At 66.6% G+C, this 25,677-nt stretch carries 21 protein-coding genes; 8 read left to right on the plus strand and 13 right to left on the minus strand.

Features of this window, described 5'->3' with window-relative positions:
• Positions 1-14: 14 nt before the first annotated feature.
• The 3 genes from CDI09_RS05840 to CDI09_RS05850 all read right to left on the minus strand — a co-directional run bounded on the left by CDI09_RS05840 (position 15) and on the right by CDI09_RS05850 (position 2,664).
• The gene (locus CDI09_RS05840) at positions 15-581 is read right to left on the minus strand and encodes a rod shape-determining protein (RefSeq protein ID WP_078526370.1); all 567 of its coding nucleotides are present in this window, start codon (positions 579-581) and stop codon (positions 15-17) included.
• Complete coding sequence (mreC, locus tag CDI09_RS05845) at positions 578-1,480, minus strand: rod shape-determining protein MreC (RefSeq protein WP_078526368.1); 903 nt, start codon at positions 1,478-1,480, stop codon at positions 578-580. Before mreC ends, CDI09_RS05840 begins: the two co-directional genes overlap by 4 nt.
• Positions 1,481-1,617: 137 nt before the next feature.
• Positions 1,618-2,664 carry a rod shape-determining protein gene (locus tag CDI09_RS05850; RefSeq protein WP_078526366.1) on the minus strand — a complete coding sequence of 349 codons (1,047 nt, stop codon included), beginning with the start codon at positions 2,662-2,664 and terminating at the stop codon, positions 1,618-1,620.
• Between the two features lie 313 nt (positions 2,665-2,977).
• On the opposite strand from CDI09_RS05850, the gene CDI09_RS05855 reads away from it, so the two are divergent.
• Positions 2,978-3,541, plus strand: coding sequence for a hypothetical protein (locus tag CDI09_RS05855; protein ID WP_078526364.1), 564 nt, complete (start codon positions 2,978-2,980; stop codon positions 3,539-3,541).
• Positions 3,542-3,706: 165 nt separating this feature from the next.
• Here CDI09_RS05855 and CDI09_RS05860 read toward each other — a convergent pair whose 3' ends face one another.
• On the minus strand, positions 3,707-5,281 hold the full coding sequence (locus tag CDI09_RS05860) for a 2-isopropylmalate synthase (RefSeq protein ID WP_078528024.1): 1,575 nt from the start codon (positions 5,279-5,281) through the stop codon (positions 3,707-3,709).
• 297 nt (positions 5,282-5,578) lie between these two features.
• Positions 5,579-6,505 (minus strand): N-acetylmuramoyl-L-alanine amidase family protein, encoded by a 927-nt coding sequence (locus CDI09_RS05865; protein ID WP_078526362.1) that lies wholly within the window; start codon positions 6,503-6,505, stop codon positions 5,579-5,581.
• Between the two features lie 508 nt (positions 6,506-7,013).
• Between CDI09_RS05865 and CDI09_RS18790 the strand changes: the two genes are divergently transcribed.
• Together CDI09_RS18790 and CDI09_RS05880 are read left to right on the plus strand one after the other, a co-directional pair.
• Positions 7,014-7,148 carry a hypothetical protein gene (locus CDI09_RS18790; RefSeq protein ID WP_265001033.1) on the plus strand — a complete coding sequence of 45 codons (135 nt, stop codon included), beginning with the start codon at positions 7,014-7,016 and terminating at the stop codon, positions 7,146-7,148.
• Positions 7,149-7,169: 21 nt separating this feature from the next.
• A complete protein-coding gene (locus CDI09_RS05880) occupies positions 7,170-10,121 on the plus strand; it encodes an Rne/Rng family ribonuclease (protein WP_110571214.1) in 2,952 nt (983 codons plus the stop codon).
• A gap of 181 nt (positions 10,122-10,302) precedes the next feature.
• Here CDI09_RS05880 and CDI09_RS05885 read toward each other — a convergent pair whose 3' ends face one another.
• The 4 genes from CDI09_RS05885 to CDI09_RS05900 all read right to left on the minus strand — a co-directional run bounded on the left by CDI09_RS05885 (position 10,303) and on the right by CDI09_RS05900 (position 15,207).
• Entirely contained in the window at positions 10,303-11,805 is a 1,503-nt protein-coding gene (locus tag CDI09_RS05885; protein ID WP_078526358.1) for an ATP-binding protein, read from the minus strand.
• Complete coding sequence (locus tag CDI09_RS05890; RefSeq protein ID WP_078526356.1) at positions 11,802-13,058, minus strand: TIGR03862 family flavoprotein; 1,257 nt, start codon at positions 13,056-13,058, stop codon at positions 11,802-11,804. Before CDI09_RS05890 ends, CDI09_RS05885 begins: the two co-directional genes overlap by 4 nt.
• On the minus strand, positions 13,058-13,834 hold the full coding sequence (gene cysE / locus CDI09_RS05895; protein WP_236944685.1) for a serine O-acetyltransferase: 777 nt from the start codon (positions 13,832-13,834) through the stop codon (positions 13,058-13,060). Before cysE ends, CDI09_RS05890 begins: the two co-directional genes overlap by 1 nt.
• A gap of 140 nt (positions 13,835-13,974) precedes the next feature.
• Entirely contained in the window at positions 13,975-15,207 is a 1,233-nt protein-coding gene (locus tag CDI09_RS05900) for a UbiH/UbiF/VisC/COQ6 family ubiquinone biosynthesis hydroxylase (protein WP_078526352.1), read from the minus strand.
• Between the two features lie 204 nt (positions 15,208-15,411).
• Here CDI09_RS05900 and CDI09_RS05905 point away from each other — a divergent pair, with 204 nt between their 5' ends.
• Positions 15,412-15,750, plus strand: coding sequence for a P-II family nitrogen regulator (locus tag CDI09_RS05905; RefSeq protein WP_061274536.1), 339 nt, complete (start codon positions 15,412-15,414; stop codon positions 15,748-15,750).
• A 43-nt stretch (positions 15,751-15,793) separates the two neighbouring features.
• Positions 15,794-16,258, plus strand: coding sequence for a hypothetical protein (locus tag CDI09_RS05910; protein WP_078526348.1), 465 nt, complete (start codon positions 15,794-15,796; stop codon positions 16,256-16,258).
• Between the two features lie 11 nt (positions 16,259-16,269).
• Here CDI09_RS05910 and CDI09_RS05915 read toward each other — a convergent pair whose 3' ends face one another.
• The 3 genes from CDI09_RS05915 to CDI09_RS05925 are packed head-to-tail and all read right to left on the minus strand — an operon-like array spanning position 16,270 to position 19,178.
• Positions 16,270-17,187 carry an aspartyl protease family protein gene (locus CDI09_RS05915; protein WP_078528022.1) on the minus strand — a complete coding sequence of 306 codons (918 nt, stop codon included), beginning with the start codon at positions 17,185-17,187 and terminating at the stop codon, positions 16,270-16,272.
• Positions 17,188-17,213: 26 nt separating this feature from the next.
• Positions 17,214-18,170 carry a prolyl aminopeptidase gene (pip, locus tag CDI09_RS05920; RefSeq protein ID WP_078526346.1) on the minus strand — a complete coding sequence of 319 codons (957 nt, stop codon included), beginning with the start codon at positions 18,168-18,170 and terminating at the stop codon, positions 17,214-17,216.
• Between the two features lie 12 nt (positions 18,171-18,182).
• Positions 18,183-19,178: a tyrosine recombinase XerC gene (locus CDI09_RS05925; RefSeq protein WP_078526344.1), complete on the minus strand. Its 996-nt coding sequence runs from the start codon at positions 19,176-19,178 to the stop codon at positions 18,183-18,185.
• Between the two features lie 216 nt (positions 19,179-19,394).
• On the opposite strand from CDI09_RS05925, the gene CDI09_RS05930 reads away from it, so the two are divergent.
• Entirely contained in the window at positions 19,395-21,644 is a 2,250-nt protein-coding gene (locus CDI09_RS05930) for a primosomal protein N' (RefSeq protein WP_078526342.1), read from the plus strand.
• Between the two features lie 28 nt (positions 21,645-21,672).
• Here CDI09_RS05930 and CDI09_RS05935 read toward each other — a convergent pair whose 3' ends face one another.
• Positions 21,673-23,358, minus strand: a complete 1,686-nt coding sequence (locus tag CDI09_RS05935; protein WP_078526340.1) for an NAD(P)/FAD-dependent oxidoreductase — start codon at positions 23,356-23,358, stop codon at positions 21,673-21,675.
• Between the two features lie 152 nt (positions 23,359-23,510).
• Between CDI09_RS05935 and CDI09_RS05940 the strand changes: the two genes are divergently transcribed.
• The gene (locus CDI09_RS05940; RefSeq protein WP_078526338.1) at positions 23,511-24,659 is read left to right on the plus strand and encodes a cation diffusion facilitator family transporter; all 1,149 of its coding nucleotides are present in this window, start codon (positions 23,511-23,513) and stop codon (positions 24,657-24,659) included.
• A gap of 22 nt (positions 24,660-24,681) precedes the next feature.
• On the plus strand, positions 24,682-25,584 hold the full coding sequence (locus CDI09_RS05945) for a cation diffusion facilitator family transporter (protein WP_078526336.1): 903 nt from the start codon (positions 24,682-24,684) through the stop codon (positions 25,582-25,584).
• The last annotated feature ends 93 nt before the right edge of the window (positions 25,585-25,677 follow it).

Genomic DNA, 25,677 nt, shown 5'->3' on the forward strand with positions numbered 1-25,677 from the left:
CCGTGGCACCGGCTTCAGGCGCGGTCCGCGTTATTGACGACAAAGCGGTAGGTCCAGACAAACCCCACATACAGGACAGGGAAACTGCCAAAGGCCAGGACTGTCTCGAACACAAAGGGCAGGAACTCCACAATATGCAGCGCCAGCGCGCAGCACAGCACCCATTGTAGCGCCGTAACGCCCACCATCACCACGCCAAACACAAGCCACAGAACAAAAAAATTAACTCTTGCCAGCGTATAGCGCCCGGACAGGGCCACACCATGCACGATCAGCATCATGAGCAGCATGACCCCCGCCGGGCCAAAACTCAGGATATCGGCCCAGATGCCCAGCACGAACACCGCAAGCGAGGGCATGAGCGCCGGCACGAACACCGACCACAGGAAAATGGTGGCCATGATGATGGCGGGCATGAGCTCGACCTGACCGGGCAGGTTGAGCGGCGCCGAAAGCACCAGCGTTGCAAAGAACACGAACAGGAACGGCACGCTGCTGCGCACGCCATGGTCGATACGGTAGCCCAGCCCCGAGCGGGGATGGATGCCGGGGCGGATCGGGGGTGGGGTGAAGGTCTTCATCCGTGCAGGCCCTGATCGGAGTGCGTGGGCAGGGGCATCGTCCCCCCGCCTGAAGGCAGCGGCACGCGGCCCGGCGCATCGGGCGGCACCACGCTATCTTCATAATCGAACACGCGCAGCATATCGACATGATCGAGATCAGCCGCGGGCACCACCACCGGCTGGCCGGGGCGCAGGTAGTGCACATGCCCCACCGGCAGACCGGCGGGCAGGCTCTCGATCTCGCCATTGGTCACGACACGCTCGCCCTCGATCGGTACATTATCCTGCGGGTAGAAGATAATGCGCGGCAGGGCCGAGTTGTCACCCGCCATGATGGCCGCCGCATGGCTTGATTCCAGCGTGACCGGCAGGCGGCTTGACGAATCGGTAATGAGCAGCACGCGCGCCGAGCGCCGCCCCACCTCGGTCACGCGCCCCACCAGCCCCGCGCCATCAAGGGCGATGCCGCCCTTGCGCACCGCCGTATCAGGGTTGAGGGACAGCAGCACCGCGCGCGCGTAAAGCCCGCTGGTGTCGCGCACCACCCGCCCGCTGACAAAAGTGGGCGCGTTATCGGGAATCCAGTGCAGGTTGGCCTTCAGCGTCGCGTTTTCATCAGCCAGCGCTGCCGCCACGTCATACCAGTGGCGCAGCGATGTGTTCTCGGCGCGCAGGCGGATGTTCTCGGCTTCGAGGTTGCGGATATCCTGCAGGTTGCCCGACACCCAGCGCAGTTTTTCCTGCGGCCAGGCCACCAGCCCGTAGGCGGGGGCGAGCAGGTCGGCGGTGTTCATGCGCAGCTTTTCGATCAGGCCACGATCGGCCTTGCCAAGCAGGATGACACCGCAGGCCACGAGAATGAGGGCAGGCAGCACAAGCTTGCCCAATGCCTGGCGGAACTGAATGGAGACAGGCATCACGCACGCACCCCACGCACGGCGGCGGCGTCGTGCCGGTCGGATCGTTCACTCCTGCCTGCTCGCCGGACCTGCATCGTCCTGCGTCTCCCCCCTCGGCACGCCGCCCTGCCTTGCGCCGTGGGCGGCGACCGTCATTAGTACATGCTTGTCAGTACATTGCGCAGGCGCTTCATTTCCTCAAGCGCGCGCCCCGTGCCCATGGCCACGCAGGACAGCGCATCCTCACCCACCGTAACCGGCAGGCCGGTTTCACGCCGCAGCACTTCATCGAGCCGGTACAGCAACGCGCCGCCACCAGTCAGGACAATGCCCTTGTCCACGATATCGGCGGCAAGTTCGGGCGGGGTATTTTCAAGCGCCGTGGTCACCGCGTCAAGAATCTGGCTGACAGGCTCGGCCAGGCTCTCGGCAATCTGCGCCTGCGAGACAACAACCTCGCGCGGCACGCCATTAATCAGGTCGCGCCCCTTGACCTCGCGCCACGGACCGGGGTCCTCCGGGTCATCAGGCGGCATGGCCGAGCCGAGATGGATCTTGATCTGCTCGGCCGAGCTTTCACCAATCAAGAGATTATGATTGCGGCGGATGTAGGAGATGATCGCCTCATCCATCTTGTCGCCACCCACGCGCACCGAGCGGGCATAGACGATGCCACCGAGCGAGATGACGGCCACTTCCGTCGTGCCACCGCCGATATCAACGATCATGCTGCCCGAAGGCTCGGTGACCGGCAGCCCCGCGCCGATGGCCGCCGCCATGGGTTCCTCGATCAGGAACACCTTGCGGGCACCGGCACTTTCAGCACTTTCCTGGATGGCGCGGCGCTCGACGGCGGTGGAGCCCGACGGCACGCAGACGATAATCAGCGGGCTTGCGAACATGCGGCGGTTATGGACCTTGCGGATGAAATGCTTGATCATTTCCTCCGCCACCTCGAAGTCCGCGATCACGCCATCACGCAGCGGGCGGATGGCCGTGATGTTGCCGGGCGTGCGGCCAACCATCTGCTTGGCTTCCTCGCCTACCGCAAGCACCTGCTTCTTGCCCCGTACCTCTGCCAGCGCGACGACCGAAGGTTCGTTCAGGACGATGCCACGCCCCTTGACGTAAACCAGCGTATTCGCCGTGCCGAGGTCGATCGCCATGTCAGCGGAAAGCAGACCCAGTACACGAGCAAACATCCAGAACTCCCGACAACAACCACCAGACAGGACTGTCCCATCTCCCGACCGGCGGCACCGCATGCCCTCATGGCATACCTGCGTCACGTCGAAAACCGTCTGGGTAAGCTCGAGGGATTACCGGTGCATGCTGGCAGGGGCAAGAGGCGAGAGGGTTTTAATTTATTAAAATCTTCATAGCCGGGCGGATTGTTACAAATTGCCCCTCTTTGGTCATGGCCAAACCACCTTCACCACTCCATCTATGTTCTGTACCAGGCGGTAAAGCGGGCCATCGTGGCATCGCCCGTCAACAGGAGCGGAACAGACCTACATGAAGACTTCATCGCCCCGCATGACCATTCGCCCGGCACTGCTGCTTGCGGCGACAATGTGCCTCGGCCTTGGCGCATGCGAGGACACGCGCGACCCCGGCCAGCGCGCCATTGGCGGCGGGCTGCTTGGCGCGGGCGGCGGCGCGCTGATCGGCGGACTGGCGGGCGGCGGGCAGGGTGCCGCGATTGGCGCGCTGGCCGGAGCGGCGGGGGGCGCTGCCGTCGGCGCCGCCACCACGCCACGCAACCGCCCCCGTGGCGAGGCCCCTTCCACCGTATGCGCGGGGGGCCGGGTGCTGCCGCCAGGCTATGGGCCGCAGAGCTGCCCCGAGGCCGCGGGCCAGCGCGCGGGTTATGGCAGCCAGCGCGGTTACGCCAGCCCCAGCTACCCCCAGCAGGGCGGGTATGGGCAAGGGGCCTATGGCCAGGGTGGATACAGCCAGGGCGGATATGACCAGAGCGGCTATTACGGCCAGCAGCAGGGTGGCTATGCCCAGCCCTATGGCTACGGGCAGGAAGGCAGCAGCTACCCGCAGGGCTACGAAGGCGAAGGCGGCTACTGAGCCGCCCCGAAACACAACACCCCGCCGCGTTACAACATCACGGCGGGGTGTTGTGGCGGCATCGGCCACCTGTAATGAAAGTCTCGGGCTGCTGCCTTTAATTTAATAAAGGCAGCGTTTTACCAGGCTTCTTTAAAAAAAGCCTCACCAAAACCTTTTCTTTACTCAGGCCTCGAGGGCGGCAGGCTCGGCCCGGTCGCGCTTGACCAGCAGCTTGTTGAGCGCATGCACGTAGGCCCGCACGGCCGAGACCAGCGTATCGGCATCGGCACCCTGCCCATCGACCAGCTTGCCGTCTTCTTCCAGCCGCACGGAAGTACGGGCCTGCGCGTCGCTGCCCTCGGTCACGGCGCCGACGGAATACAGCTGCAGCGTCGCATCATGCGGCACGATGGCGCGGATGGCGTTGAACGCGGCATCAACCGGCCCCTGCCCTTCCGCATGGCCTTCGCGGCGCGCGCCATCGACTTCCAGCACCAGATCGGCGGTGGCCGGGCGGCGCGAGCCTGCGGTTACATCGAGCGAGATGAAGCGGATGCGGGCATGGTCGCGCACTTCATCATCCACCAGTGCGACCAGATCCTCGTCGTAAATGACCTTCTTGCGGTCGGCCAGATCCTTGAAGCGCGAGAACGCCTCGTTGAACTGCGCTTCTTCCAGCGCGTCGTAGCCCATCGCCTTGAGCTTGTCGCGGAAGGCCGCACGCCCCGAATGCTTGCCCAGCACCAGCGAGGAGCGGGTCCAGCCCACGCTCTCGGGCGTCATGATCTCGTAGGTGGCGGCGTTCTTCAGGATGCCATCCTGATGGATGCCACTTTCATGCGCGAACGCATTGCGGCCCACGATGGCCTTGTTGGGCTGCACGTCAAAGCCGGTGATGGTGGCCAGCATGCGCGAGGTGCGCAGCAGGCGCTCGGTGTGGATGCCGGTGGTAAAGGGCAGCACGTCATGGCGCGTGCGCAGCACCATGATGATCTCTTCAAGAGCCGCGTTGCCCGCGCGCTCGCCAATGCCGTTGATGGTGCATTCCACCTGGCGCGCGCCCGCCTTCAGCGCCGCGATGGTGTTGGCAACACCGAGGCCCAGGTCATTATGGTTGTGGGTGGAGAAGATGACGCCATCGGCACCCGGCACGCGGGCGCGCAGGTCAGCAAAAATCCGGGCCATGTCCTCGGGCGTGGAATAACCCACCGTGTCGGGGATGTTGATGGTGGTCGCGCCTGCGCGGATGGCGGTCTCGACACAGCGGCACAGAAAGTCGGGCTCGGTGCGCGAGCCGTCCTCGGCGGACCATTCCACGTCATCGGTGAACTGGCGGGCGGCGCGGTTGCCGGCCTCGATCACTTCCAGCACCGTTTCAGGCTCCATGCGCAGCTTGTATTTCATGTGCAGCGGCGAGGTGGAGATGAAGTTGTGGATGCGCCCGCGCTTTGCAGGTTTGATCGCCTCGCCCGCGCTGGCGATGTCGTTCTTGCCGCCGCTGCGTGCGAGCGCGCACACCACGGCGTTTTTCACCTTCTGGGCAATCTGGTGAACGCTGTCGAAATCCCCTTTCGAAGCCACGGGGAAACCCGCCTCCATCACGTCCACGCCGAGTTCTTCCAGCGCTTCGGCCATGCGCAGCTTCTCGGCGAGGTTCATGGAAAAGCCGGGCGACTGCTCGCCATCACGCAGTGTCGTGTCAAAAATGATGACGCGGTTGGCGTCGATACGGCCAAAGGAAGGGTGGTCGATGCTCATGGTAATAACCTCGGACTTGGTCCTGCATGGGACGGGCGACGGCACGCGCATGCGGCCTGTCTGTTCGTGTTCGCGCGGCTGCATGGCCGCTCCGATCAATCCCCTGGGCGCGCCGGCACGCAGGCCGGCCCTGATCGCTCAGGGGCGGATAAGTCGAAGACGAAGGAGCCCCGTCGCGGCACATGCGCGCGCGGAAAGGCGCGCGTATGCGCCCGATCCGATCCCCACGATGTGCGCTATCGTTACCATGCCGGGCACAATACAGCCCCGCAACGTGATTGCAACCCGAAAAGCGCCCTAGCCCGTGGCATGGGTGACCATGCTGTCAGTGGCGAAATAACGGTCGATGGCCTGCACCATGGCGCCCGCCACCACCATGCGGTGGGCCGCCTGCCTGAGCGCTGCTTCATCCATGTGGTTGGACATGAAGCCCATCTCCACCAGCACGGAAGGAATATCGGCCGATTTGAGCACCACGAAGGAAGCATGCCGCGAGGGGTGTTGCAGCAGGCCGATGCGCGGACGGAACGAGGAGACGATGCTGCTGGCCATGTGGGCGGCGCCGTGGCGGGTTTCCTCGGTCACGAGGCTTGCCAGGATTTCCTGCACCTCGGGCGAGTCCGCATGCACGTGCGGGCCGCCATAGCGGTCAGCGCTGTTCTCGGTGCGCGCGAGCATGGCCGTCTGCCGGTCCGACGCCTTTGATGAGAGCGTATAGACACTCGCCCCACGCACCGCGCGGTTGGTCAGCGCATCGGCATGCATGGAAATGAACAGCGAGGCCTTGTGGCTGTGCGCGATGTCCACCCGCCCCTCAAGCGGGATGAAGCGGTCATCGGCGCGCGTCATGGCCACGCGGTAGCGGCCACTGGCCTCGAGCTGGCGCTGCAGCTCGCTGGCCGCCGCCTCGGCCACATGCTTTTCATAGGTGCCGGAAATGCCGATGGCGCCGGGGTCCTTGCCGCCATGGCCGGGGTCGAGCATGACCAGCGGCTTTGGCGGCGCTGCACGCCCCACGATGGCGGGCGCATGCAGCGGGTGGGCGGCGTGACGGGCGGCAGCGGCCGCATGCACGTGGGCGGGCACCTGGGGCGCCACCCGCGCCAGCGCGCTGGCGGGCAGCAACACGCCCAGCCCCGCCACAACAGTGCGGCGCGGCAGCACGGGGTCGGGCCTGCGCCCCGGCGGGCCCGCCTTGTTTCCATCAGGCCAGCCAGTGGTCATGCATCGGGTTCCGGTCAAGACAGTTGCGGGATCATGTATCTTTTTTCCTTACCACCATCCGCGCCCTTCGTCAGCGGGATAAACGCAAGCCCCTTGCAGGAAGGGCCGCATTGCGTCATGCTGCCCAGCCGTGATGGACCGCGCCCGGTCCGGCTGCCCTGCTGGCATGCCTGATAGGGCGAGATGCCAGCAGGCATGACTTAAACTCCATCCGGCATGCATCATGCATGCGCGACATGCGCTTACCGGTACGCTTACCGGCCACGTTACGGCGTGGGGGCACATGCCACGCACGACCTGAGGCAGCCGCACCGGTGTTCCCCATCGACAGGAAACCGGATGGCATACCAGTCGATACGGAAGGTTCCGCCCCGGCAATCAGGCCGGGCCGCGCCCTCCCCAGCCAGGACAGAGGATGGATTGGACACCACGCGGACCCATTGCGCACATGCGATGGCACCATGCCCGAACACGGACGGCACAAGCATGCCGCATCCGGTCGTGCCGCATGGCCTGTCCGCCCGCGCAGGGCGCGGTGGTCTCCCGTCCGGTTTCGGTCACGGCTTTTTCAATCATGCTTTTGTCCGCTCCCCCGCCCTTCCTGCCGCCACGACTCGCGCGCAGCCCGGATGCCGGAGCGTGACACACCGGAGTGCGCCTATTTATGAGCAAACGCATGCTGATCGACACGACCCACGCGGAAGAAACCCGCGTGGTCGTGATGGATGGTAACCACCTTGAGGATTATGATGTCGAAGCCGCTTCCAAGAAGCAGCTCAAGGGCAACATCTACCTTGCGAAGGTTATCCGTGTAGAACCCAGCCTTCAGGCTGCGTTCGTGGATTATGGCGGCAACCGCCACGGCTTTCTCGCCTTCAGCGAAATCCACCCCGATTATTACCAGATCCCCGTAGCCGACCGCGAAAAGCTGCTCGCGCTGCAGGAGGAGGAACGCCGCGCGGAAGAAGAACGCCGCGCGCGTGATGACGAGGAAGAGGACGCCCCCCGCGCCGAGGACGAGGCCGAAACCCCCGCGGGCGACGAAGACGACGAGCCCGAAACCGTGGGCGGCGAGAACGACACCGGCGATGAGGCCCAGGCCCAGCGCCGCATCGCCCGCTTCCTGCGCAACTACAAGATTCAGGAAGTCATCCGCCGCCGCCAGATCCTGCTCGTGCAGGTGGTCAAGGAAGAGCGCGGCAACAAGGGTGCGGCTCTGACCACCTACGTATCGCTTGCAGGGCGGTACTGCGTGCTCATGCCCAACTCGCTGCGTGGAGGCGGCGTTTCGCGCAAGATCACCTCGGTAGCCGACCGCCGCCGCCTGCGCGACATCATTACCGAGCTGTCCATCCCGCGCGGCATGGCCATGATCGTGCGCACTGCCGGCGCCCAGCGCCCGCGCGCCGAGATCATGCGCGACTGCGAATACCTGCTGCGCCTGTGGGATGATATCCGCCAGCACACGCTGGAATCCGTCGCCCCCGCCCTGATCTATGAGGAAGCGAGCCTGATCAAGCGCGCCATCCGCGATATCTACACGCGCGAGGTCAGCGAGATCCTGATCGATGGCGAGCCGGGCTGGAAGTCGGCGCGCGAGTTCATGCGCATGCTCATGCCCCAGAACGCGCAGAAGGTGCGCCTGTGGCAGGACCACGAGCAGACCCTGTTCTCGCACTACAAGGTGGAGGGGCTGCTTGATTCCATGCTCTCGCCTTCCGTGCAGCTCAAGTCGGGTGGCTATCTGGTCATCAACCAGACCGAAGCGCTGGTGGCGATCGACGTGAACTCGGGCCGCGCCACGCGTGAGCGCAACATCGAGGAAACGGCGCTGCGCACCAACCTCGAAGCCGCCGAGGAAGTCGCCCGCCAGCTGCGCCTGCGTGACCTGGCCGGCCTGATCGTGATCGACTTCATCGACATGGAAAGCCGCAAGCATAACGGCATGGTCGAGCGGAAGCTGAAAGATGCCCTGCGCACCGACCGCGCGCGCATCCAGGTGGGCCAGATCTCGCATTTCGGCCTGCTGGAAATGTCGCGCCAGCGCCTGCGCCCCTCCATTGCCGAATCCGCCTTCATGCCCTGCCCGCACTGCCAGGGCACCGGCATCGTGCGCGGGATCGAAAGCTCGTCGCTGCACGTGCTGCGCGCGATCGAGGACGAAGGCATGCAGCGCAAGGCCGCGGAAATTACCGTGCAGGTCGCACCCGAGGTCGCCTTCTACATCCTCAACAACAAGCGCACCTGGCTTTCGGAAATCGAGACGCGGCACAAGATGCAGGTCGTGTTCGCACCCGATGCCACACTACAGCCGCCCGAGTGCAAGATCGAGCGCGTGCGCCAGCAGACGGCCCGCTTCGAGGCCCCTGCCGCCATTGCACACGCCCCGGCCGAAAGCAGCCACGTGCGCGAGATCCAGATCCAGGCCGAGCCGCCGGTAGCCGCCGAAGCGACCCCGGAAGCCCCGGCCAGCACGGAAGAGGACGAGGATATCGCATCGGGCACCGACCACCGCCGCCGCCGGCGCCGTCGTCGCCGTCGTGGCTCCAGCGCCACCACCGCGCCCGAGCAGACGAGCGAGACGCAGCAGCCTGCAGCCGAGGAACCGGCACCCGTGCCCGCTCCCGCGCCGCGTGAAGTCTATCGTGGTCCCACCCCGGCTGACCCGTATGGTGACCCGATCATCGACATCTTTGACGTGATCGAGCAGACCACGGCACCTGCCGAGATCGTGGAAGAGGTTGTGGAAGCCGAACCTGCGGTCGTTGCTGTGGCGGAAGAAGAGGAAGCGCCCAGGCCGCGCCGCCGCCGCCGCACGCGCCGCCGCACGCCGGTGGAAACGGAAGCCACCACCGAGGCCCCGCAGGCCGAGGCGGAAGCCGAAGTGAGCGCACCCGTGGCCGAAGAAGCACCGGTGGAGAAAGCCGAAGCCCCCCCTGCCGCACCGGCAGTAGAGGAAGCCGTGGCGGAACCCGTGGAGGAAGCGCCCAAGCCGCGCCGCCGCCGCGCCAGCACGGCCACCACCACGCGCAGCAGCCGCAGCCGCACCAAGGCCGCCAGCACGCCGGAAGAAAAGCCGGCTGAGGCAGCAGCACCCGACGCTGCGGAAGAAGCAGCCCCTGCCGAGGAAGCCGCACCCGCCAAACCCGCGCGCAAGCGTGCGGCAAGCCGGAGCACGGGCACGACGACGGCCACCCCGCGCCGCCGCACCACCCGCAAGACGGCTGCCAAGGCGGATGAGGCCACTGAGGCTGCGGCTGAAGCTCCCGTGAAAGCGGAAGTGAAAGCCGAAGCCCCGGCGACGGAAGAGGCTCCCAAGCGCCGCCGTGCCCCGGCACGCCGCAAGAAGGCCGAGCCTGCCGCCACCGAGGCAGCGGAAGCCCCGGCGGAAGCGGTAGCCGAGACGGCGGAAGCCGCACCGGCAAAGCCCGCGCCGCGCAAGCGTGCCACAACCCGCAAGGCCGCCACCACAACGACGGCCACGGCCACCCGCACGCGCCGCCGCAAGAAGGCGGAAGACGCAGCGGAACCGGCTACGGCCGAGGCGGCGGAACCTGCCGCGCCGACCGAAGCGGAAGCGGCTCCCCGCCGCCGCACGGGCTGGTGGAAGCGCTGATTACAGCGTGACTGGCTGAAAGGTAAAAAACCTGCCTTCGCAAGAAGGCAGGTTTTTTATTGCCTGCAGAGCTTCTGATTTCCGATTTATATTAAAATATTAAACGTTTTTGGGTGTCGCCTTTTTTCAAAAAGGCGGCGTCTTCTGGAGCTTTTCGGAAAAAGCTTCACCAAAAACTGCTTTATAATTTATCGCCCTCGGGCAGGGCGGGTGCGGTTTCCCAGCCGGGACCGATAACGGCGGCACTACGGCGGCCCAGCCCGTCATGGCGGAGCACGATCATGTTCTGCTCCTCGAGATAGGCAAGCTGCCGCCGGGCGCGGCCAAGCGAATGGGTGCCGTAAGTGCGCGCGATCAGGCTGTCGGATGGGCAGGGCTCCCCATGCAGCGCCGCGCGTGCAATGAGCAGAAAGATGCCCTGCATGTCATCAGGCAGCACGGCCGCCATCTGCTCGGCCTGCCGCCAGTCCTCGCTTTCCACGGTGGCGGCATCCACGCCTGCGCGGGCGACTGCAAGCAGGCGGCGAAAGCGCGGCATGTCCAGCGCGTCACGCCCCATGCCTTCGATGCGGCAGCGCACCAGAAAATCCTGATACAGCACATGCACCGGGCGAAAACCCGCATCCTCATCGCGCAATATGTCGGTCAGGATATCGATAAAGCGCAGCCTCAGCGCCGCCGCATCCACCGGCGGGGCTTCTGGTGCCGCGGTTTCGGCCTCCAGCGTCGCGGTCTCGGCGTGGGCTGCAAGCTGCGAGAGGATATCGGGCGGCGGGCTGATATGGCGCGGCGCGCGCGCGGGCAGTTCGCGCTCGGGCACCGGGGTCAGGATCAGTTCACGGATCTCATCACCCGCAGGCACCGGCTCAAAGGGCATGAGCGTGGGGCCAGCCGAGCGGCTTTCTGTCTCGACCGGACCGATCTTGACGGCAAGCGGCCTGCGGCACACGGCGGGGCCGAGGGCCACGAAATAGCCGCGCTCAAGGTCACGGAAACTCTCTGCCTGCCGCCGCTCCATGCCCAACAGGTCGGCGGCGCGCATCATGTCGATATCAAGGAAGGTACGCCCCATGAGGAAGTTCGAGGCCTCGGCCGCGACATTCTTGGCAAGCTTGGCCAGGCGCTGCGTTGCGATAACCCCTGCCAGCCCGCGCTTGCGGCCACGGCACATAAGGTTGGTCATGGCGCCGAGCGAGGCGCGACGTGCCTCATCCGACACCTCGCCTGCCGCAGCAGGGGCAAAAAGCTGGGCTTCATCCACCACCACCAGCACGGGGTACCAGTAATCGCGCGGCACCTCGAACATGCCGCCGAGGAAGGCTGCGGCGCGGCGCATCTGCACATCCGCGTCCACGCCCTCAAGGTTCAGGATGACCGAGGCGCGGTGCATGCGCATGCGCTCGCCCGCCGCCTGCAGGGCCGCCTCGGTATGCTCGGCGGCATCAATGACCAGATGGCCATAGCGCTCGGCCAGGCTGACGAAGTCGCCCTCAGGGTCGATGATGGCCTGCTGCACCATGCGTGCCGACTGCTCGAGCAGGCGGCGCAGCAGGTGCGACTTGCCCGAACCGGAATTGCCCTGCACCAGAAGGCGGGTGGAAAGCAGTTCAGCCAGGTCCATCGTCACGGGGCCATCGCCCGCCACGGCCCCGCGCCGCTCGCCAATCGTGATTGCAACACTCATGGCGCTGACGGATAGCGCTCGCGCCGCGAGTCCTGCAACCACGCCCATGCGCCCTCGCCCGCCATGCGGCCCGTGGCCATGCAGCCCTGCAGCAGGTAACCGCCGGTGGGGGCCTCCCAGTCCAGCATCTCACCAGCCGCGAACACGCCCGGCAGTGCGCGGATCATGAAATGTGCATCAAGGGCGGGCCATGCAATGCCACCGGCTACCGATATGGCGCGGTCCAGCGCGGCTGGGGCATGAACGTCAACCGGCACCGCCCTGACCCGCGCCGCCAGGGCCTGTGGTGCGCGTGGCAGAGGCCCGTCGCCGCCTTCCCGCATTAGCGCCACCGCAACGGGGGAAAGCTTCAACGCCTTGCGCAGCGTGTTGGACAGGCTCTCCCGCGCCCGCACGCGGGCGATGCGGGTGGCGATCTCGGCGGGATCAAGGGTCGGGCGCAGGTCAATGAGCAGGCGGGCATGGCCGGTCCGGGCAATCCGCTCGCGAATCGCTGCCGAGAGCGCATAAACCGCGCCACCCTCAATGCCCGTATCGGTCACCACCGCTTCGCCGCGCACGTCTGGCCCATCTTCCAGTGCAAGGCCGATGCCGCGCAGCGGCGTGCCCGCAAACCGGTCGCGGAAAGCGGGACTCCATCCGGTCACAAACCCGCAATTGGCGGGAGCGAACGGCGTGACCTCAACACCGAGTACACCAAGGCGTTCGCGCCATGCGCCGTCAGACCCCAGCCGCGCCCAGCTTGCGCCCCCCATGGCCAGCACGGTGGCATCAACCCGCCAGCTCACCACCCCGCCGGGGCCGGACACGCGCAGGCGGCCCGTCTCATCCCAGCCCAGCCAGCGGTGGCGGGTCAGCAGGCGCACGCCGCGCGCGGCCAGCCGCGCAAGCCACGCGCGCAGCAGGGGCGAGGCCTTCATGGCGCGGGGAAACACCCGGCCACTGCTGCCGGTAAAACACGACTGGCCCAGCCCTTCGGCCCACTTCACCATATCGGCCGGGCTGAAGGCGGACAGGGCCGCCTGCATCATCGGCCCTGCCGCGCCATAGCGGGCGCCGAACGTGGCGGCATCCTCGGAGTGGGTGAGGTTCAGCCCGCCGCGCCCGGCCATGAGCAGCTTGCGGCCCATGGTGGGCATCTGCTCGACCACGCTCACCGCGCAGCCGCGTTCGGACAGGATCTCGGCTGCGGCGAGGCCCGCGGGGCCACCGCCAATAACGGCCACATGCGGCCTGAAAACGAATTCGGTCATCAGATGATGTAATCAATCGGCGGGAGCATCTGGTCCATGGTGAAGGCTGGCAGGCTGGAATGGCGCGTGCCGACCACGCGGGCCGGGTTGCCCACCACCGTGGTGTAGGGCGAGACGGATTCAAGCACGATGGACCCTGCCCCCACCTTGGCCCCCTCGCCAATCTCGATATTGCCCAGAATGGTGGCCCCCGCGCCAATCAGCACGCCCCGGCGCACCTTGGGGTGGCGGTCGCCCACGTTCTTGCCGGTGCCGCCCAGGGTTACGCCCTGCAGCAGCGACACGTCATCTTCCAGCACCGAGGTCTCGCCAATCACGATGCCCGTGCCGTGGTCGAACAGGACCCGCCGCCCCAGCCGGGCCGCGGGGTGAATATCAACCCCGAACAGTTCCGAACACCGGCTCTGCAGGTGCAGCGCCAGATAGCCACGCCCGTTATGCCACAGCCAGTGCGCCACGCGGTGGCTCTGCACGGCATGATAACCCTTGAAGAACAGGAAGGGCGTTACGTATTCCGCCGTGGCCGGATCGCGCTCGCGGATGGCCACGAGATCGGCCGCGGCCGCGTTGACGATATCGGGGTCGGCCTCGAACACTTCCGTCACCAGCTCGGCCAGCGCGTCATCGGCCACCGAGCGATCGCCAAGCTTGCGCCCGAGCAGGGCGGCGAGTGCGCCGCGAAAGGAGCCGTGATTGCGGATGCCCGTGGCCAGCAGCCCCTTGACCAGCGGGTCATTGCAGCCGCACGCGCCACTTACGATCTCGCGCCACAGCATGGCGGGGTCGATTGGCCCCAGCGTGGGGGGCAGCACGGGGCTCGCGCGGTCCTTCAGTGAAAGGGCGGCAGGCGGGTTTTCAGGCATGATCGGTCCGTTCCGTCCGATGGGCGGTTGTCATATGTCTGGCAGGCGGCGGCTTACAGCCCCATGGCGTGCCGGGCAAAGCTGCGGCGCAGGGGTGTTATGCGGTTGACGGTGGCAAGCCCCACGTCACGCGCCAGGCGCAGCACGGGATTGTCATTGCCAAACAGGCGCTCGAGCGCATCGGTTGCCGCCAGCATGAGCATATTGGCCGGCCGGCAACGCGCCTGGTAGCGGCGCAGCACGTCGGGCGCGCCCACATCGCCGCCCGCCGCATGCACCTGCGCCAGAATGTCGGCCATGGCGATCACATCACGGAAGCCGAGGTTGAGCCCCTGCCCCGCAATGGGGTGGATGCCGTGGGCGGCATCGCCCACCAGCGCCAGACGCGTATCAATATAACGCTGCGCGTACTGCGCGGAAAGCGGATAGACCCAGCGCCGCCCCACGGGTGTCACGGCGCCAAGCCATTCATCGCCCATGCGGCGGCGGATCTCGTGGGCAAAGGCTTCGTGCGGCAGGTCGGCCAGACGGTGGGCCACCTTCTCGCTCTCGGTCCAGACCAGGGCGGAGAGGTTGGGGTGCTGCGCGTTACCTGCCATGGGTAGCTGGGCAAAGGGGCCTGCGGGCAGGAAATGCTCCAGCGCGCGGCCTTCATGCGGGAATTCGTGAGCGACCGCGCACACGATGCCACACTGGTTGTAGGGCATGCGGGTGACCGTGATGCGGGCCTGGTCGCGCAGCGGACTGCGGCGGCCCTCGGCGGCCACCACGAGGCGGGCATTGATGGTGCGGCCGCTGGTGGTGTGGATCACCGCACCCTGCGCCGTGCGGGTCACGCGGCCTTCATCGGGGGCGAAAACATGCAGGCCCGGCGTTGCGTGAAGGGCGGCGTTAAGCGCCACGCGCAGGGCGCGGGCCTCGATCATCGCACCGAAGGGCTGGTCGGCATCGGCACGGCCGAATTCAAGGAACAGGGGCGAAGGCGGCTGGCCGGGCCTGCCATCGGTCACGCGGATCTCGTTGATGTCGCACGACTCCATGGGCAGGCGAGGCCACACGCCCGCCTCCTCGAGCAGGCGGCGCGAACCTGCGGCGATGGCATAGGCGCGGCCATCGAAGGCCGGGTGCTCCATGGGCGGCAGGGCCGCGCGATCGATAATCGCGACCTGCATGCCCGCTGTTGCCAGGCGGCAGGCCAGCGTGGCGCCAACCGGACCCGCCCCCACGATGCAGACATCAACCCCAAGGGCTTCGGGCATGGTGGTGGCTGTCATGTTCGCGGTCATTTCGTTTCCTGTTCTGGGCCCCCCGGGCAACGGGGCAGGCCACACGGATTTACTCCCCACCGGGGGTAACGCACAAGCACACATGCCAGATGCTGGGCGTGAAGGCGGATGACATACATCACCCGATCAGGGTATAGACGGAGCGGTTACCTTACTTCACCCACGGTCAACCGGCCGGAACAGCAAGAATGGAGACGCGGTGCGATGAAGCTTGTCACAGCCATCATCAAGCCTTTCAAGCTCGACGATGTGCGTGAGGCCCTGACCCCGCTGGGGATTCAGGGGCTGACCGTATCGGAAGTCAAGGGCTTCGGTCGCCAGAAGGGCCAGACCGAAATCTATCGCGGCGCGGAATACCACGTCAGCTTCCTGCCCAAGATCAAGATCGAGGTTGCCGTGACCGACGAACTTGTCGAGCAGGCAGTCGAGACGATTCTGGAAGCCGCCCACACCGGCAAGATCGGCGATGGCAAGATCTTCATCTCCCCGCTTGACAGCGTCATCCGCATCCGCACGCGCGAGACGGGCGACAGCGCACTGTAAAACCCTTATTTTCCATACATTATTTCAGGACTGACCAGACCTCATGGCCACATCATTCCGCCTCTCCCTCGCCACCGCCTGCGCCCTTACACTTGCCCTTTCCACCGGGGTCGCGCAGGCACGTGAAACCTCCAAGACCTGCCACGCCAAATTCACGGCGGCCCGCACGGCAGGCACGCTGGGCACGCAGTCCTACAAGGAATTCAAGGCCGTGCAGTGCGATACCGACACGGCCGCCGCCGCAACACCGGCAGCTCCGGCTCCCGCCGCAGCGCCTGTTGCCGCACCGGCAGCCAGCAAGGCCGCAACCCCCGTGGCATCCACCTCCGCCACAATGCCTACCGCTGTCGCTGACAAATACAGCAAGGAAGCCGCAGGCAAGGGCCGCCTGCACACCTGCCTTGACCAGTACAACGCCAACAAGGCCACCAACGCCAATGGCGGCCTGCGCTGGATCCAGAAGGGCGGCGGCTACTACAGCATCTGCAACGCCAAACTCAAGGGCTGAGGGCCCGTGCCTTACCCGCCCTGCCTGTGCGCGGGGCGGACAAAGGCCTGGCTGGTGGCGTAGGATATCCACACCCGGTGGCTTGCGAACCAGTCAGAGCCCAGCAGCATCTCCAGATGCTCGCGCAGCGGGGCCACGGTCAGCGTAACATTGCGCTCAAGCTCGTGGCCCACCTGCAGGCTGTTAAAACGGTGCCAGTGATAGATGTCCCTGTGCCCGTCCACGCTCGCGGTCACACCACCGGGGTCGCGCTCAAGCTGTGACTGGGCGACACCCGCGCGGTGCGCCACGTCGGGCGAGACGATGCGCGAGCGCGCGCCACTGTCGAGCAGTGCGGTGACCGGCCTGCCATCAAGCTTTACATCCAGCAGAAAGCGGTTGTCCTGCCTGCGCAGGGGCAGGCTTTCATACGGGCCATCCCACGCGGGCGGGGGCGCGCAGGCCAGCGAGCCGTGCTGGATGTTCCACAGGCTCAGCGTGCCGCCGGGTACGTCCATGTCCAGATCGAAGCGCGAGAGAATATCGCCACCAAGCAGCCCCGCCACGGGGGGCTGGATCATGGGCTGGCCGGGCAGTTCGCCCACCGGCACGGAGCGCGCGCCAAAATCCACGCCGCCCACCCGCAGGTCGGGCACGATGGCGTTGGGCGTGGCCTGCGCCACCCCGCCGGTGCCATGCACCACCGTTTCATGCTCGGGGTCGAGGCGCAGGCGCAGGTAACCCACCATCTCGGGCGTGAGCAGCCCGCCATCCGAGCCGGTATCCACCAGCGCGCTCAGGCTGTGGCCCGCAATGCTGATGACGATGGAGAGGTAACCCCCATCATCACGCAGCGGCACTTCGGCCACGCGCTCGTGGCTGCACAGCCGCGCGGCGTCGGGGGAGGCCATGGCGCCGGGGGCTACAGCGAGGCCGCAGACCAGCCCCATGGCCAGCAGGGCATGACGGGCCGCCACTAGCCCAGCCGCTCCGCCATGGCATCGGTCGCGCCGAGGAGTGCTTCGAGAATGCCGGGCTCGGTCATGGCATGCCCCGCGATGTCAATGACCTGAAAATCCGCCTCCGGCCAGGCGCGGTGCAGGTCCCACGCCGTGCGCATGGGGGTGGCCACATCATAGCGCCCCTGCACGATGATGGTGGGGATGTGGCGGATGCGCTCCACGTTGCGGATCAGCTGCCCCTCCTCCAGCCATCCGGCATTGATGAAATAATGGTTCTCGATGCGCGAGAAGGCCAGCGCGTAGCGCGGGTCGGCATGCCGGGTGGTGGCATCGGGCGCGGGGCGCAGGGTGATGGTGCGCCCTTCCCACACGCTCCAGGCGATGGCGGCCTTTATCTGCTCGTCCTGATCCGTGCCGGTGAGGCGGCGGTTATAGGCCGTAATCAGGTCATCGCGCTCCCCGGGCGGGATGGGGGCGAGGAACTGCTCCCACAGGTCGGGGAAGAGCCATGAAGCACCCTCCTGATAATACCACAGCAGTTCCGCCCGGCGCAGGGTGAAGATGCCGCGCATGACCAGCGCCGTGACCCGCCCGGGATGTGTCTGCGCATAGGCCAGCGCCAGCGTGGAACCCCATGAGCCGCCGAACACCATCCACTGCTCCGCTCCCGTGAGCACGCGCAGGCGCTCCATATCGGCCACGAGATGCCATGTGGTGTTGTGCTCGAGGGAGGCATGTGGCGTGGAGCGCCCGCAGCCGCGCTGGTCGAACAGCAGGATGCGATAGCGCGCCGGGTCGAACATGCGGCGCTGGAAAGCCGAGCACCCCCCACCGGGCCCACCATGGACAAACACCACGGGAATGCCGTCAGGGTTGCCGCACAGTTCCCAGTAAACGCGGTGCCCCTCCCCCGTATCAAGCCAGCCGTGGTCGTAGGGGTCGATAGGGGGGTAGGCAAACCGCTCAGGCATGGATTTTCCTGTTCATCGGGCAGTAGTATCGGGCGGGGTGTCGGTGGTGGCATGCGGATGGGCGCGTGTCCAGACGTCCATCAGCCGCGCTTCATCCGCCAGGGTGTAGCGCTGGGTGGTGGACAGGCTGGCATGGCCGAGCAGGTCCTGTATCACGCGCAGGTCGGCGCCGCCTTCCATCAGGTGCGTTGCGAATGAATGCCGCAGCGCATGCGGGGTTGCATGCTCGGGCAGGCCCGCCATGTGCCGCCACGTGCGCATGGCGCGCTGGGCAATGCCCGCCTGCAGTCGCCCGCCACGCACGCCCACAAACAGCGGCGCATCGGGCTGGGGCAGCGGGTGGGCATTGCGCCACCGCCTGAGCGCCTGCATGACCTGTGGCAGCACCGGCACCATGCGCTCCTTGCCGCCCTTGCCGCGAATGCGCAGCACGCCATCGCCCTGCACCGGGTTGCCAAGACTGGCGGCCTGATCGAAATCACGCACATCCAGCCCCAGCGCCTCCGAGATGCGCAGCCCGCAACCGTACAGCAGCATGAACAGGGCGCCGTCACGCACCTGCGCCATGGGGGTATGGGCGATGTCGGCAACGCCTTCGGGCACCTCGAGCGCATCGGGCCTTGGCAGCGGGCGGGGCAGCGGGCAGCGGGTGCGCGGGGTGGCCAGCAGGGCCGGGGCCGGGTTGTCCACCCCGTGGTAGCGGGCAAGGTAGCGGTAGAACGAGCGCAGCGCCGAAACCCGCCTCGCCCGCGTGCGCGCGGCACGGTCCTGCGTGGTGGCGCGGCTGCCGCTCAGGGCGGCGTTATGCTCATGGGCCAGCCAGGCCCGCAGGTCGGCCAGCGACAGGCCCGCGAGCGCGCCCAGATCGGGTTCCGCGCCCAGATGCCCCATGAGAAAGGCCAGGAAACGGTCCAGATCGCCGCGATAGGCCGCAAGCGTGAGGGGGGAGGCCCGGCGTTCGGTCTCCATCCACTGCAAAAAGGCATCGCGTGCCCCGGTTGCCATCATGCCGCATGCCCTTTCCCTGACCGAAAAAAGTTTTGGGTGAAGCTTTTTTCAAAAAGCTCCGAAGAACGCCACCTGTTTGAGAAAAGGCAGCACCCGAAAACTTTTATCACTTTTTATCAATGCGTTGTTTCAAAATAATGTCTTACTCAAGGCAATCGGCGCGCCATGCCCCATGGATGGACAAGACACAGGCGATGCCTGACGGTAGAAAAACACATGCCGCATCGCAACCCCACCCAGACGGACCTGCTGCCCCCCGCCCCTGACGGGCGCGTGCGGGTCATGCTCACCCTGCCCTTTGCCGGGCCGCTGGACTACCTGCTGCCGCCCCGGCTGATCCATGCCCGCCCCGGCGATATCGTGAGTGTGCCGCTCGGCCGCCGCACCGAAACCGGCGTGATCTGGGATGCCGCCCCCAACCTGCCGCCCGAATTCAGGCCGCCCCCCCCAAAGGAGGTACCCACCAGCCGCCTCAAGCCCGTGGCCGCCCGCCTTGACCTGCCCCCCCTGCCCGCGCAGTTGCGCCAGTTCGTGGACTGGGTGGCCGCCTATACGCTCTCGCCACCGGGCATGGTGCTGGCCATGGCGCTGCGGGCCAATGCGCTGGCCGCCCTGCCCAGACCCGGCACGGGCTACAGCCCCGCGCCAGCCTTGCCCGCGAACCTCCGGCTCACGCCCGCGCGCCAGAAAGTGCTGGACATTGCAGCCTCAGGGCCGCCGCTGCCTGCCGCCGAACTGGCCCGCCGGGCGGGCGTGGGGGCAGCCGTCATTCGCGGGCTGGCGCAGGCGGGCGCCCTGCGTGCGGTTGAAATCACGCCCCCGCCACCCTTCGCAACACCCGACCCGGCGCATTGCCCGCCCACGCTGGGTGGCAACCAGGCCGAGGTCGCAACCGAACTGCGGGCCAGGGTGGATGAGAACAGCTTTTCCATCACCCTGCTGGAAGGCGTGACCGGATCGGGCAAGACCGAGATCTACATGGAGGCCATCGCCGCCTGTCTTGAGGCAGGCAGGCAGGCGCTGGTGCTGCTGCCTGAAATAGCACTCTCGGCGCAGTGGACCGGGCGCTTTGCCCGCCGCTTTGGCGCGGAACCCGCACTGTGGCACTCCGACCTCGGGGCAAGGCTGCGGCGGGTGACATGGCGGGCGGTAGCCGATGGCACGGCGCGGGTTGTGGTGGGCGCGCGCTCGGCGCTGTTCCTGCCCTTTGACCAGCTCGGGCTGATTATTGTCGATGAAGAACACGAGACCGCCTTCAAGCAGGAAGATGGCGTGACCTACCACGCGCGTGACATGGCGGTGGTGCGCGCGCGCATGAGCAGAGCGCCCATCGTGCTGGTCTCGGCCACGCCCAGCCTTGAAAGCCTGGCCAATGTGGGCGCGGGCCGCTACCGGCACCTCAGGCTCAATGCCCGCCACGGCAACGCCACCATGCCTGTGGTGGAAACACTGGACATGCGCGCCGACCCGCCCGAGCGCGGGCTATTCCTCTCGCCCGTACTGACCGGCGCGATCAACGAGGCCGTGGGGCGGGGGGAGCAGGCCATGCTGTTCCTCAACCGCCGGGGCTATGCGCCACTCACGCTATGCCGCACCTGTGGCCACCGCATGCAGTGCCCCAACTGCACGGCCTGGCTGGTGGAACACCGCGCGCGCCATATCCTGACCTGCCACCATTGCGGGTATGACGAGCCCATTCCCCAGACCTGCCCAAAATGCGCCGATGCCGACAGCCTGACCCCCATCGGCCCCGGCGTGGAGCGCATAACGGAGGAGGCGCGCGCCACCTTCCCCGATGCACGGATTCTGGTCATGGCGAGCGACACCCTCAGCGGCCCCGCCGCCACCGCCGCCGCAGTGGAGCGCATTGCCCGGCGCGAGGTGGATCTTGTGATCGGCACCCAGATCGTGGCCAAGGGCTGGCACTTTCCGCACCTCACCCTTGTTGGCATTGTCGATGCCGATCTCGGCCTTGGCGGTGGCGACCTGCGGGCCTCCGAGCGCACGGTGCAGCTTCTGCACCAGGTCGCAGGGCGCGCGGGCCGTGCGGAGGCGCCGGGCCGGGTGCTGTTGCAGAGCTACGTGCCCGACCACCCGGTGATGCAGGCGCTGGTTTCAGGGAACTTTGGCAGCTTCATGGAGCAGGAGGCCGAACAGCGCCGCCCCGGCTTCTGGCCGCCTTATGGCAGGCTCGCCGCCCTGATCGTGAGTGCCGAGACGCCTGATGCCGCCGAACTGACCGCCCGCGCCCTGGGCCAGAACGCCCCCCGGCTTGATGGCGTGCAGGTGCTTGGCCCTGCCCCCGCGCCACTGGCCATTCTGCGCGGGCGGCACCGCCACCGGCTGCTTTTGCGCGCGCGGCGCAACATTGCGGTGCAGCCCATCATGCGCGAATGGCTCAGCCGCGTAAAACCCGAGCGCGGGGCGCGGATTGACGTAGATATTGATCCGGTCTCGTTCCTGTAGATAGTAAAAACTTTTACTTTTTAATACGCTACTGGGCATCGGTGGCATGGGTCATGCCCCGGTGCAGCGCCTGCTCCACATCCCGCCCCGCCAGCGACAGGGCCACGGCCTCGGCAATGCGGATGCCATCAATGCCCGCCGAGAGAATGCCCCCGGCATAGCCCGCCCCCTCGCCCGCCGGAAATAGCCCGCGCAGGTTCATGCCCTGCCCGTCCACCCCGCGCGGAATGCGCAGTGGTGATGAGGTGCGCGTCTCCACTCCCGTCATCACCGCATCGCGCATGGAAAAGCCTGCCAGCTTGCTGTCAAAATGCGGCAGCGCCTCGCGCATGGCCGCCACGGCAAAATCCGGCAGGCAGCGTGACAGGTCAGTCGGCGTAACGCCGGGGCGATAGGACGGCACAACAGCGCCAAGGGTGGTGGACGCCACGCCATCGAGGAAGTCGCCCACCGTCTGCGCGGGCGCGAAATAACCCCCGCCACCCGCTTCAAAGGCCCGGCGCTCCCACTCACGCTGGAAGGCGATGCCCGCAAGCGGCCCGTCGGGGTAATCACGCTCTGGCGTCACGCCAACCACCAGCCCGGCATTGGCGTTGCGCTCGGCGCGGGAATACTGGCTCATGCCATTGGTCACCACCTGCCCCACCTCCGAGGTGGCAGCCACCACCGTGCCACCGGGGCACATGCAGAAGGAATAGACCGCACGCCCGTTGCTGGCATGGTGCACCAGCTTGTAATCCGCAGCCCCGAGCAGCGGCACGGCCTCGGGCTGGCCATAGCGGGCGGTGTTGATGACCGATTGCGGGTGTTCGATGCGCACCCCGATCGAGAACGGCTTGGCCACCATGGCGACACCTGCCTCATGCAATGCGCCGAACGTGTCACGCGCGCTGTGGCCGATGGCCAGCACCACGTGGCTGGCCGCAATCTCGTCGCCCTCCGCCAGGCGGAGGGCGCGGATGCGCCTGTTCCCCGCGCCGTCATCACCGGTTACGAATTCGGTGACATGCGCGCCAAAGCGGTATTCGCCGCCCAGCGCCTCGATCTCGGCGCGGATATGCTCGACCATCGACACCAGCCGGAACGTGCCGATATGCGGGCGCGAGAGGTATTCGATCTCGGGCGGCGCGCCTGCGCGCACGAACTCGGCCAGCACCTTGCGGCCATAATGGCGCGGATCACTGACCTGACTGTACAGCTTGCCATCGGAGAAGGTGCCCGCTCCCCCTTCGCCAAACTGTACGTTGCTCTCGGGGTTGAGGATGGATTTGCGCCACAGGGCGAAGGTATCGACCGTGCGCTCGCGCACCACCTTGCCACGCTCGAGCACCACGGGGCGCAGGCCCATCTGCGCCAGCACAAGGGCTGCCATCAGCCCGCATGGCCCCGCCCCGATCACCACCGGGCGCGTAAAGCCGGGCCGGGCGGCAAGGGCCGGGCCGTCATCCACTGCAAAACGGTAGGTGGTGTCGGGCGTGGGCATGATGTTGCGCGCGCCTGCATGGGCGGCGAGCACGGCGGCCCCGTCACGCACGGCGCAGTCAACGGTATAGACCAGCATCATGCGGTGCCGGTGGCGTGCGTCATGCCCGCGGCGGAAGATGGTGATGGCCTCGATATCCGCCCGCGCAACGCCCAGCCGCCCGGCCACCGCCTGTTCCAGTGCGGCGTCATCATGCGCGATGGGCAGGCGCAGTTCGGTCAGTCGGATCATCGGGGCAGGTTTCCGTGGCTGATGGTGGTGCGGGTGCCATATCACGCCGGGGCGCCGCACAGGAATGTGCTAAATGCTGGTGACGGGCGGTAACCTTCTGCTAGGAAGGCGGCGATACCCTGCCCCTCCCGATCAATATGGACTCAGGCCCGATGGGCGAATGCCAGCACAACCATGGCGCGGATGGCCATGACCACTCCCATGACCACGCCGCCCCCCCACCCGCGCACGGCCCTGACTGCACTGGTCACGAGCATGCGCACCCCGGGCAGGCCACCAGCGGGCCTGACGCAGGCCATGGCTGCGGTCATGATACCCATGCGGGCCACGACCATGCCGCTGACGGGCATGATGGTGGCTGCGGGCATGACCACGGGCATGGCGGGCTGTTTGGCCACCATCATGTGCACACGCCGGCCTCCTACGGTCGGGCGTTTGCCATCGGCATTGCGCTCAACCTTGTCTATGTCGTGGGCGAGGCGGTGTGGGGCGTGCGCAGCCATGCGCTCTCGCTGCTGGCCGATGCGGGGCATAACCTGTCCGACGTGCTCGCCCTTGGCGCTGCGTGGCTGGCCGAGGTGCTCTCGCGCCGCTCGCCCACCGCCAATTTCACTTACGGGCTGCGCCGCTCCTCCATCCTCGCGGCCCTTGGCAATGCCGTGGCCCTGCTGGTGGTGACCGGCGGCATCATGTGGGAGGCCGTGCTGCGGCTGATCCACCCGCACCCGGTGGCGGGCGTTGCGGTGATGGTGGTGGCCGGAATCGGCATTGTGGTGAACGGGCTGACAGCGCTGCTGTTTGCCAGTGGCGGCAGGAAAGACCTCAACCTGCATGGCGCGTTCCTGCACATGGCATCCGATGCAGTGATGGCGCTGGCCGTGGTGGCGGGTGGCGGCCTGATCCTGCTGACCGGCTGGCTGCGCATCGATCCCGTCATCTGCCTTGTGGTGTCGCTGTCCATCATTGTGGCCACATGGTCGCTGCTGCGCGATTCGCTCGACATGGCGCTCGACCGCGTGCCGCGTGGCATTGACCCTGCGGCCGTCGATGCCTTTTTGCGCACGCTGCCCGGCGTATGCGACCTGCATGACCTGCACATCTGGCCCATCAGCACCACCGAAACCGCGCTGACCGTCCACCTCGTGCGCGGGGCGGGCGAGCAGGGCCATGCACCTGATGGCCTGCTGAACCGCGCCGCCAGCGAGCTGCAGGCCCGCTTTGGCATTGTTCACCCCACCTTGCAGATTGAAACCCTGACCGATGCCGACCACTGCATTCTGGCCGAAGCCCACACCGTCTGATCGCAAGGACTCCCTGTTCAGCATGTTTTCCCGTACCGACCCCAAGATCCGCGCGGCCTGGTGCAGCGTTGTCGTCAGCCTGATCGCGCTGGGCATGAAATATGCCGCATGGCGCGTGACGGACAGCATCGCGCTGTATTCCGACGCCATCGAGACCATCATCAACGTGGTCTCCGCCGTGGCCGGGCTGTGGGCGCTGCGGGTGGCAAGCCTGCCGCCGGACCACAACCACACCTATGGCCATTACAAAGCCGAATACCTCTCCGCCGTGGCGGAAGGAGTGCTGGTGGTCATTACCGCCATCACCATCGCGCATGAGGCGTGGATCGGCTTCCAGCACATGCATGCGCCGCAGGATTCGCTGCTGGGTATAGCACTCAATGGCGGCGCGGGGCTGCTCAACCTGGGGTGGGGGCTGTTCCTGCTGCGGCTGGGGCGCGCGCGCCATTCACCCGCCCTGGTGGCCAGCGGGCACCATGTGCTGTCCGATGTCTGGACATCGGCGGTGCTGATTACGGGGTTCGTGCTGATTCCGCTCACTGGCTTTTTGTGGCTCGACCCGCTGCTCGCCGCCCTGATTGCGGTGAACGTGCTGCGCACGGGGTGGGAGATGATGCGCACCTCCATCGCGGGGCTGATGGACGAGGCCCCCAATTCCGAGACGCTGGGCGAGATCCGTTCCATCATCTCGCACACCGCCACCGGCGCCATGGAGGCGCATGACATCCGCGCGCGCATCGTCGGCGCCATGACCTTTATCGAGTTTCATCTTGTCGTGCCCGGTGCCATGAGCGTAGAGGAAGCCCACCACATATGCGACCGGGTGGAAGATGGCCTGCGCGCGGGACTGGGTGATGCGCTGATCAACATCCATGTCGAGCCCGAGCGCAAGGCCAAGCATACCGGCGTGCTGGTGCTGCCCTGACCTGGCAGAAGGGGTGCATATTCTGCCAATGACCGCCTGACCTGCGATAAATACCACCCTTGCCGGGCAACCGGACGGCTTATACCCGGTTTT

Source organism: Komagataeibacter nataicola, assembly GCF_003207795.1.
Taxonomy (GTDB): Bacteria; Pseudomonadota; Alphaproteobacteria; order Acetobacterales; family Acetobacteraceae; genus Komagataeibacter; species Komagataeibacter nataicola.